General features: G+C 24.4%; 11 protein-coding genes and 1 pseudogene. 11 read left to right on the plus strand and 1 reads right to left on the minus strand.

Features of this window, described 5'->3' with window-relative positions:
• Positions 1-192: 192 nt before the first annotated feature.
• The 7 genes and pseudogenes from AB668_RS06095 to AB668_RS02450 form a co-directional block, all read left to right on the plus strand.
• Positions 193-261: pseudogene (locus AB668_RS06095) on the plus strand (inorganic diphosphatase); the annotation flags it as partial.
• A 110-nt stretch (positions 262-371) separates the two neighbouring features.
• Complete coding sequence (locus tag AB668_RS02425; RefSeq protein ID WP_050517467.1) at positions 372-1,886, plus strand: MFS cation transporter; 1,515 nt, start codon at positions 372-374, stop codon at positions 1,884-1,886.
• Between the two features lies 1 nt (position 1,887).
• Positions 1,888-2,457, plus strand: a complete 570-nt coding sequence (locus tag AB668_RS02430) for a hypothetical protein (RefSeq protein WP_050517468.1) — start codon at positions 1,888-1,890, stop codon at positions 2,455-2,457.
• Positions 2,458-2,470: 13 nt separating this feature from the next.
• On the plus strand, positions 2,471-3,310 hold the full coding sequence (locus AB668_RS02435) for a hypothetical protein (RefSeq protein WP_050517476.1): 840 nt from the start codon (positions 2,471-2,473) through the stop codon (positions 3,308-3,310).
• A 12-nt stretch (positions 3,311-3,322) separates the two neighbouring features.
• Positions 3,323-4,168: a segregation and condensation protein A gene (locus AB668_RS02440; protein ID WP_050517469.1), complete on the plus strand. Its 846-nt coding sequence runs from the start codon at positions 3,323-3,325 to the stop codon at positions 4,166-4,168.
• Entirely contained in the window at positions 4,158-4,772 is a 615-nt protein-coding gene (gene scpB / locus AB668_RS02445) for an SMC-Scp complex subunit ScpB (protein ID WP_050517470.1), read from the plus strand. The genes AB668_RS02440 and scpB overlap by 11 nt, the downstream gene beginning before the upstream one ends.
• 78 nt (positions 4,773-4,850) lie before the next feature.
• Complete coding sequence (locus AB668_RS02450; protein WP_050517471.1) at positions 4,851-5,093, plus strand: S4 domain-containing protein; 243 nt, start codon at positions 4,851-4,853, stop codon at positions 5,091-5,093.
• Positions 5,094-5,116: 23 nt separating this feature from the next.
• On the opposite strand, the gene AB668_RS02455 is transcribed toward AB668_RS02450, so the two are convergent.
• Entirely contained in the window at positions 5,117-7,006 is a 1,890-nt protein-coding gene (locus AB668_RS02455; RefSeq protein WP_050517472.1) for an IS1634 family transposase, read from the minus strand.
• Positions 7,007-7,279: 273 nt separating this feature from the next.
• Between AB668_RS02455 and AB668_RS02460 the strand changes: the two genes are divergently transcribed.
• The 4 genes from AB668_RS02460 to AB668_RS02475 all read left to right on the plus strand — a co-directional run.
• The gene (locus AB668_RS02460; protein ID WP_050517473.1) at positions 7,280-8,032 is read left to right on the plus strand and encodes a pseudouridine synthase; all 753 of its coding nucleotides are present in this window, start codon (positions 7,280-7,282) and stop codon (positions 8,030-8,032) included.
• A gap of 44 nt (positions 8,033-8,076) precedes the next feature.
• A complete protein-coding gene (locus tag AB668_RS02465; protein ID WP_050517474.1) occupies positions 8,077-8,712 on the plus strand; it encodes a deoxynucleoside kinase in 636 nt (211 codons plus the stop codon).
• 2 nt (positions 8,713-8,714) lie between these two features.
• Positions 8,715-9,428 (plus strand): YebC/PmpR family DNA-binding transcriptional regulator, encoded by a 714-nt coding sequence (locus AB668_RS02470; protein WP_050517475.1) that lies wholly within the window; start codon positions 8,715-8,717, stop codon positions 9,426-9,428.
• Positions 9,429-9,567: 139 nt separating this feature from the next.
• Positions 9,568-10,298: IS1634 family transposase (locus tag AB668_RS02475; RefSeq protein ID WP_442928556.1), on the plus strand; the 731-nt coding region annotated here is incomplete at its 3' end.

The following is a 10,298-nucleotide window of genomic DNA, read 5'->3' on the forward strand; positions in this document are numbered from 1 at the left end:
AGACAAAAATTGACAAGTTAAACAGGAAATTGTTAAAAGTTTTAGCTATCTAGAAGACTAATGAGATCAAAATGAAAGAACAAACACAATAAAATCACTAATGATAGATCTTGAATTTGATAAAATTTTGAACTCTATAAGATTTAAATAACAATTGAAAAGTTGTTGCACTCTTTAATTTAGCACAACAACTGTAAAACTCGGGGACAAAAAGATGAAATTTTAGCTGAATGAAAAGAAAAAGGTTTAGGACAAGCTTAATAGAAAAAATGAGTTTAGTATTAACTGAACTCATTTTTAATTAGTAATACTAAAAAATGATAGACAAATTATTTATAATAATATATAGTAAGTAGAATTTGGTGAGTAAGATGACTAACTTAAGATGAGATTTATACATCGTTAATCCAATAATTATCATTATAGGTTTAGTTTTGGCACAATTAATATCTCATAAAAATAAAACATCTAGAAAAAAGAGATTGTTTTTTATTGAAATGGGTTTATTTTGAATTGCTATTACTTTTTTAATAAAAATAAATTCAGATGCTTTTAACGCATTAAATAGTTTGCATTTATCTCCTACTCCAGTTTTAGTATCATTTGCTTTTATTGGAAGTTATATAGTTTTTGCGGCAATATTAAATCCAATTGCTGTTAAGTGAACTTTTTGATTAAGACAAAGAAGAATCTGAATATGAATATCTAATTTAGCTTGTTTTTTTGCTACATTAACAGGTTTTTTAATCTCAACTCCAAATCCCTTAAATGTGATTATTCTTTCTATTTTAGTAGGGGTTGCAATATCGTCTAAGACAATTTACTTTTTATTTTGCAATGAACAATATCATGAAAAATTATTTCCAATAATTACTTCAATAAAATGTGGTATGGTTATTACTTTTGCTTCATTTATAGCAACTGAAATTTATTCATTAATTATAGCTAAGACAAATACTTTTAATGCTTATGGAACAACTTCATTGTTTGTAATTGGATTAATTTGTTTAATTTTATCTTTTGCAATTTCATCGGTAATAAAAGAAAGAAGACAAAATGTTCATAAACATGATGATGAAATTTTAGAATCAGTTCAAAAAGTAAATAAAAAAGTTATCATTTGATTAATGGTAATTGGATTTTTAATTGGGATTATTAATGCTTTAATTAAAACTCCTTTATTTGAAATGTATGTTGTAGCTGTCACTAAATTAGAATATCAAGATAATGCAAATGCTTTAATCTTTTTAAAAACTTATAATTTATTCTTTCTTTTAGGTCAAATTGTTTTAGCTTATATTTTTTACAAATTTATAATTATTAAAATCGGTATTATTAAATCAATTTCTTTATTAACTGCATTTTTAATGATAGGAGTAGTTTTAATTACTTTTGTTCATAATATTTATTTAATTTTATCTTTAACTTTCTTATTTGGATTAATGTTATTTGTAACTTTTTATATTTGATTTGGAATTGCTTTAATGTGAAACTATCGTGTAAGAAAATCTCCTATTATAGGAATTTATACTAGTTTAGAAGCATTAGGATTTTTAATTCCTTATATTATTGTTAATATTTTAAAAACTTATAATGTAGGATTGTTTAGTCTTTTTAAAGATTATGAAAGTATTTTTAAAGCAGATATAAATAAAAAAGACATATTAGATAATCTTAAAACATTTTTATCTCTTATAAATAATGCTTATTATGTTAACTGTTCTTTATTATTTGTTTTTATGGGAATTTATTTAGTAATTGTAATTTGAATAGGTCCTAAAATAATTGCCGAATATAATGATTTAGATGGATTTAGAGTTAAATTATTAACTATTACAAGAAAAAATACTGAATATAAAATGAATACTAGATTGGTAAGAGAATAATATGAAATTATTAAAACATCAAAATTTATTAGAAATAGAAACTAAAGATATTAATTTTAAAATAGCTAAAGATTTTATTAATTATTGAAATAATCATTACAAATTAGATTTTTCAAATGATCAAATTGAATTTCTAATTCAAATCATTAAAGCAACAACAAGTTTAAATAATAGAATTAGTGTTGATCAATCTGATTTATTTAGCATTTTACATACCAATATAAATGATCAATTAAAAACTAGTTTTTATGAAGCAATGAATTTTACAATGTTTAGAGAACTTAATTATTATTTACAAGAAACCCGAATGTATAAAGAAAATATTGAACAATTATATTTAAAAAAATCTATTACAAATAATGAAATTGATCATTGTAATAAATTAATAAAATGAATTGATAAAAAAGTTTTAGAATTACAAAATTCAATTAATATAGTTTTAAATAATCAAAAATTAAAAGACTCAATTAACTATGATTTATTAACTGAGTTTTATCAAAAACAAGTAGATGAAAAAATCAGAAGATTTAAATGATATCAAAACACTTTTATGATTGTTGTTGATTGTTAAAATGGAGAGAAATATGACTAATCAAGATTTAGATTTAAATATTGTTAAATTAAATAAATTAATTCAAATAGGAAAACAAATTGTTGTAAGTGATCATCAATTAGAAGATATAACTAATTACACTATTAATCTAATTGATAAATTTTTATTAGAAAATAATTTGATAGCTTATTATTTAAATAAAGATTTAAAAAACCAACACCATCAATTAGATATCGCGTTTTCTGAAGATCAAAACCAATTAGATGTTAATAAAATCTATCAATTGATCTATTTATTAAAAAGTTTATTATCTATTTTATTAGCAAAAGATGCTTTTTGTAATTTAAATATTTTTACTCAGATTAAAGCTAATTTATTATTTTATATAAAACAAAGTCTAGAAAATAATTTATATGATGCAAAAACTGATTATTTTGATATTTGAGATAAAGAATATCACCAACAAATAATTATGTTTAATCATTTATATTCAAACTTTAATAAAATGACATTTAATGTTTTATATTTAAACTTAGAATATAATTTAAAACCAATTAATAAATTTCAAAATGATTATAATTTTAGTAAAGATTTTGTGAATTTAAGTTATGTTTTTTATAAAACACGAGGAACTATGAATAGAAGTAATGAGTTTTTTGAATTATTAGATAGATCATCAATTTTTAATCTTTTAGAAAAACTTAAGTTTAACTTAGATAGATTTTATTTAAATAAACAAGAAAATTTAAATATTAGCATTGAAACACAATCTTTATTTATTATTATATGTAGAGTTATGTTACAAATTGAATTTGATTTTAAAGATAATGATGAAATTAATAGATTAATAGAACTAAACACTGATATTTAACAGGAGGATAATATGAAGCGTTGAGATCAAGTTACTATAGATCAATTTTCAGGACCAATTGAATTATTGTGAGCAATGATTAAAGATAAAAAAATCAGTATTGTTAAACTAAGTTTATTAGAAATCATAGATCAATATTTAGCTTATATTAAACAACAACAAACACTAGATATTGAAATAGCTAGTGAATATTTAACAATTGCAGCTCAATTAATTGAAATGAAATCACGTAAATTAATACCAATTACTGATGAAACAGATCAAAATATTCAAGATCATGATTTTGATGATTTAGTTGAACGTATTGAAGAATATAATCAAATTAAAATAGCTACTGATTTTTTTATTAAAAGTCAGAACCAATATTTTGAAACATTATCTAAAAAAAGATCAAAACAAAAGTTTTTAAAAGAAATTGAGTTTCAATCAGATGAAGTTTTATTAGATCCTTTAGATATTGATTTAGATACATTTACTGAAATATTTAAATCAGTTATTAGTAAATCCAAATTTAATGAATATAATGAAGATTTTGATTTTGAAAATGAAATTTATCAAACACTAACTACTCAAACAATATCACCTCAACAAATAGCAACAACTATTATTAATAAAATGAAATCTAATAAAGTTAAAGAATGAACTTTATTTGAATTATTAGATGGTATTGGTTTAAATATTAAAAACATAGTAGCTTGTTTTTTAGCTGTTTTAGATCTAACAAGATATCAAATAATGAATATAAATCAGCGTGATAATAATATTTTTGTAGAGTTTAAAAGAGAAGTTATTGAAGATGAAACTATTATTAATAAACAATTAGAACAATGAGAAAGTGAGAAGAATAATGAATACTAATATTAAAGCTATTATTGAAGGATTATTATTTATATATGGTGATGATGGAATTTCTTTACTTGAGATTCAAGATGTTTTAGATACTATAAAACCAAATGATATCAAACAAGCTATTATTGATTTAAATAAAAAATACCAAGATGATGAGACTTGTGCTTTATCAATTCAAGTATTTGGAAATCATAAATACCGTATGCAAACAAAACCTGAATTACACGAACATTTTGCTAAATTAGAAAAGCAAGAAAATAATAGAAAACTATCTCAATCAACAATTGAAGTTTTATCTATTATTGCTTATAAAGGACCAATCTCTAAATCACAAATTGATTTTTTAAGAAATAGTGATTCAGCATATCAAATGTATAAATTAAGAGAAAAAAAAATAATTAAAGTTGCTAAAAAAGACGAAAATACTCGTGCAAATTTATATACTATTACTGATAATTTCTTTAAAATCTTTAATCTACAAGGTGGAATCGAAAGTCTACCAACTATTAGTGATGAAGAAATTGATAAATTAATAGAACAACAAGAAATAGAACAAAAACAAGAAAATCAACATTTGTTTGATCAAGTTGAAGATTTTGATATTGAACAGTAACTGATTATAAAATATAATAAATTAATTAATTACTAACAATTCAATAAGCTGAATTATTGGTTTTATAATGGAGGAAATATGAAAGAAAGATTACAAAAAGTAATTGCTTCTAGAGGTTATGCATCAAGACGAGCATCTGAAAAACTAATAACTCAAGGAAGAGTTAAAGTTGATGGAATTGTTGTAACTGAATTAGGAACTAAAGTTGAGCCTAATGCTAAAATAGAAATTAATAATAAAGAAGTTATTTCAGATTCAAATAATGAAAAATACTATTATTTATTTTATAACCCGAGTTTTACAGTTGTTGTGCTAAATTAAAAAGTGCAACAACTTTTTAAGTGCTATTTAAATCTTATAGAGTTCAAAATTTTATCAAATTCAACGTCTGTCATTAGCGATTTTATCGTGTTTGTTTTTTCAAATAGTTGCGATAAAAGTTTAAAATCTTCAACAGTTTGTGAACTATCATTAATTATTTTTGTAGTTGAATAATCCTTTCCATTTTGATCTTGTTTTATTTCAAAACCTTGTTTTTCATCATTTTTGTAAATATAAACAATTCCACCACTTATATTGCTACAAGAGCACATATTAAGTGCTTCGATAATTCTTTCTACACTAAGTTTTCCATTTAATTTATGAAAAATTATTCTAAGTATAACCAGCGAAACATAACATATTAAAATGTGAGCATTTATGTGTTCTTTGGTTCTAACAAACATTGGTCTTGTTGCTAGATCATTTTTTGTTATTCTAAAAGCATCTTCTATTTTTGCTAATCCGTGGTATAAATCACGGATTTTTTTGTGATCATATTCAAGTTCTGAAGTTACAATACAAGAATAACCTGCAAATTTTAAATCTTTTTCCATTTTTTCTACATCAATTATAAGTTGTTTTTTATCAGCTATTTCACCTGTTATTGATGAATAATTTTGTGTTTCTATATATTTTGTGTAGCTATGTGTAAGATTTGCAACCCCATATTTAATTGCATTTTGTGCTTTTAGCACTTTTTCATTAATTTTTCTAATATCTCTTCTTGCTCTTTTTCCATCTCATCAAATTAAAACCTTTTGTTTAACTGTAACCTTTTTGTTATTTTCATCAAAATAAGTAAATGGTTCGATAAATTCTTGGTATTTATAGTCTGAAGAAACTGTTTTATACAATGATTCGTCAAACATTTTTTCATGGTATTTTTTACCTTTTTTACCTTTTAGAATTTGTGAAAATAAGTATCCATCACCATTTTTAACAATAGATTTTATGTTTCCGTTTTCTTGACAGTTTATTCCTTTATCAGCAACTATTACAGTTCGTTCTAAGTTATAATTACTTTTTACTTCATTTAAAACAGGTAAAAGAGTTCTTGAATCTGAAGTATTTCCTGGAAAAATCTTATAGCTTATTGGAATTCCATTCGAATCCATCATAAGTCCCAATTGAACAATTGGAACAACAACATGTTCTTTACTAACTCCACGTTTTAATAAACCTGTAATTTTTTTGTATTGTTTTTCTGTATTACCGTCTTTAATAGAAATTATTTGTTGATCATTTATGATTTTTTTATTAGTTTCAAGTGGAAAAACCTCTTCATAAACATCTGCATCTTCAAAGTCTTTTTCAAAATAAAAATTTGTTGAATCGAAGAATGTTTCAACTGCATTTCTTCCTATTTTTGATGAAATAACCTTATTTAAATGTTTTTGAAGTTCATCTGAGTGCTTATCAATGTAATCTAAGCATCTATAAACGGCATGAATAGGAAAGTTAAGATCTTTATTATAAAAGGATTCTATCTTTTTATATGTAGATCTCTTAGAAGCTGGCGGCATTATTCTTTGCAAAACTAAAAACTTGAAAATTTCATTTATAGAATATGTTGTTTTGTAGTTTAAGGTAGCAAAAAAATCATCTAATTCCAAGAATTGATATACTGCTTCTAAATATTTGTAACCAAAGTTATATGAACTTGAACTTGGATCATCTAAAAATGATTTATCTTTAATTTCGCTAAAAGTTATTCTAGGTCCTTTAAGTGCGTTTTTGTTAAACTCTTCAACCTCTTTTATGAATTTATTTTGATCTAGTTGGTCTTCTAGATAGCCAAAACTTTTAACGATTTCTTGTTTAACTTTTCCGTCTTTGTCTCGATATCCTCTAACAACTCTAAAATATGTCTTAACAGTTCCGTCTTTAAATTTTATCTTATCTCTTTTTATCATAATGACTCCTATAAATATTTTAGCATAACTTTGGAAAAAGTAAATAGGCATAAGAAAAAAGATGAAAAAGCTCTTAAAATCTGAACTTTTCATCTTTTTTATCTATTTGTTAGGACAACAACTGTAAAACTCGGGCAAAAACAAGAAAATCAACATTTGTTTGATCAAGTTGAAGATTTTGATATTGAACAGTAACTGATTATAAAATATAATAAATTAATTAATTACTAACAATTCAATAAGCTGAATTATTGGTTTTATAATGGAGGAAATATGAAAGAAAGATTACAAAAAGTAATTGCTTCTAGAGGTTATGCATCAAGACGAGCATCTGAAAAACTAATAACTCAAGGAAGAGTTAAAGTTGATGGAATTGTTGTAACTGAATTAGGAACTAAAGTTGAGCCTAATGCTAAAATAGAAATTAATAATAAAGAAGTTATTTCAGATTCAAATAATGAAAAATACTATTATTTATTTTATAAACCAAGACTTGTTTTAACTACAATGTATGATCCTAAAAAAAGAAAAACCGTTGCTGATTATTTTAAAGACTTAAATCATAGAGTTTATCCAATTGGAAGATTAGATTATGACGTTAGTGGATTATTAATTATGACTAATGATGGAGAAATGTCTAATTTTATAATGCATCCAAGATATGAATTTTTTAAAACTTATCAAGGAATGTGTTCAGGTCAAGTTTCAAAAAAACAAGTTGCTCAACTAGTTAAAGGGGTAGCTATTGATGAAAATTACTTCACTAAAGCAATTGATGCTAAATTATTAAAATATGATAAAGAAAAAAATATCTCTATTGTTGAATTAACAATTGCTGAAGGTAGAAAACATCACGTTAAAAAGATGTTTGAAGCTGGTGAAATGAATTTAGTTAAACTTATGAGAACTAAAATAGAGTTTTTAGAAATTGGTGATCTAAAACCAGGTGAGTACAGGGAATTAAAACCTAATGAAGTAAAAAAACTTTATGGAATTTATAAGTCAATTAAACAAAAAGATCGCTAATTAATCTATTACAATATAATTAATAACAACTTAGGAGGAAGACAATGAGAATAGCTATTTTTGGTACAGTTGGTGCTGGTAAATCAACAGTTTCAGCTGAAATTAGTAAAAGATTAGGATATGAAATCTTTCCAGAACCAATTGAAGAAAATCCTTATTTTGACGACTATTATAAAGATCTAAAAGCTACAGTTTTTAAAATGCAAATTTATATGTTAACTGCCAGATCAAAACAACTAAAACAAGCACATCAATTAAAAGATATAATTTTTGATAGAACTATTTTAGAAGATCCTATCTTTATGAAGGTTAATTATGATCTAGGAAATGTTAATGAAACTGATTATAAAACTTATATTGATTTTTATGACAATGTTATTTTAGAGAATTTAAAACTTCCAGATGAAAGAGTTAAATTTGATATAGTAATTTATCTAAGAGTTTCAACTGAAACAGCAATTAGAAGAATTGCTCAAAGAGGAAGACCTCAAGAACTTTTAATTGATAATTCTTATTGAGAATTACTAAACAGAGATTATGAAGAGTTCTATAATAAAAATATTTATGATTTTCCTTTCTTTGTAGTTGATGCTGATGAAGAAGATATTAATAAAAAAATGGAAATAATCATGGCTAAATTAGAAGAAGTGGAAAAAGAATTAAAAAGTAAAGGAAAATAAAAATGGGAAGAGCACACGAAGTTAGAGCGGCCTCTATGGCAAAAACAGCTGCTAAAAAATCTGCAGCAAATGGACGTGCAGCAAAAGAAATTTACATGGCTGCAAAACAAGGTGGAACAGATCCAAACTCAAACCTAACATTACGTTCGGTTATTGATAAAGCTAAAGCAAACCAAATACCAAGAGATGTAATTGAAAGAGCTATAAAACGTGTAGCAGGTGGAGATGCTGAAAACTATGTTGCAAACAGATATGAAGGAATGGGTCCTGGAAATGTTGCAATTATTGTTGATGCCTTAACAAGTAACGTTAACCGTGCTGCAGCTTCAATTAGAGAAGTGTTTAATAAAAATCATGGAAATTCTGAAGGAAAAGTAAGTTTTCTATTTGAAGATGCTTCAATCTTTGTATTTAAAAACAAAACTGTTGAAGAAGTATTAGAAGGATTAATGTTAGCTGAAGTTGATGTTAATGATGTTGTAAGTGAAGATGGCAATATTGTTGTTTATGCTCCATTTAAATCATTTGCAAGTGTTAAAAAAACTTTAGATGAACTAGGTGTTGAAGAATATATCGTTGCTGAAACTAAAATGATTCCAACTGATGAAAGAATTGTTATTACTGATGAGGAAATTAAAAAACAATTACAAACACTTTTAGATAAATTAGATGACTTAGAAGACGTTCAAAACGTTTATCATAATGCAGAATTATAATTTCAACCGAGATTAAAACTTGGTTTTTTTCCTACGTTTCCCACTTAGTTACAAAAACAGCACGTTTTTAGTAGCTATATTTTTTACAAAAAAATATAAATATCTATACTTTTATGCTTAAATATGATATAATAGAAATATGAAAAAGTCAAGAAAAGATACAAAAAGACAATGAAGAACATCAATAGCAAGAGTTAAGAAGGGTGAATATTTATCAATTGGGGTGCCAAGAAGAGATAACAAGGGGTTTGAATTCAGATTTGGTTATGGTTATTTACGTGAATTGAAAGAATATCATGATGATCCACTAACTGTGATTAAAGCAGTTATTGCAAACTTCCCACTATCTTGAACAAAAGAACAAGCTAAAACAAAATTAGATGAAATTTTCAAAGAGAAAAAATCATTGAAAAAAGAGGTTATAGAAAGATATAAAGGTTACGAGATTATTGAAAAACTCTTTGATTATTTCGATATTTTTGATAATTGTTCAACTACAAGATCAACAACACTAAAAGATGTTATTATGCAATTAATTTATCAAAGAATTAAAAATCCGATTAGCGTATTTAACACTTACAAAACAATAAAAAAAGAAAGAATAGATACTCATTCAAAAAATTCATTTTACAGATCATTAGATTATATTGCAAAAAATAAAGACAAGATTCTGAAAAACTTAAACAAGAAAATTTGTGATAACACAAATAGAAAAATTGATGTTTTGTGATTTGATGCAACAACCGCATATTTTGAAACATTTTCAAGAGAAGGGTTTAAAAAGCCTGGTTATTCAAAGGATGGAAAATTCAAAGAAGATCAAATTGTAATAGGAATGGTAACCGATGAAAACGGAATTCCATTACATTA

It is taken from the genome of Mycoplasma sp. HU2014, from assembly GCF_001199495.1.
Classification (GTDB): Bacteria; Bacillota_I; Bacilli_A; order Mycoplasmatales; family Mycoplasmataceae; genus Mycoplasma.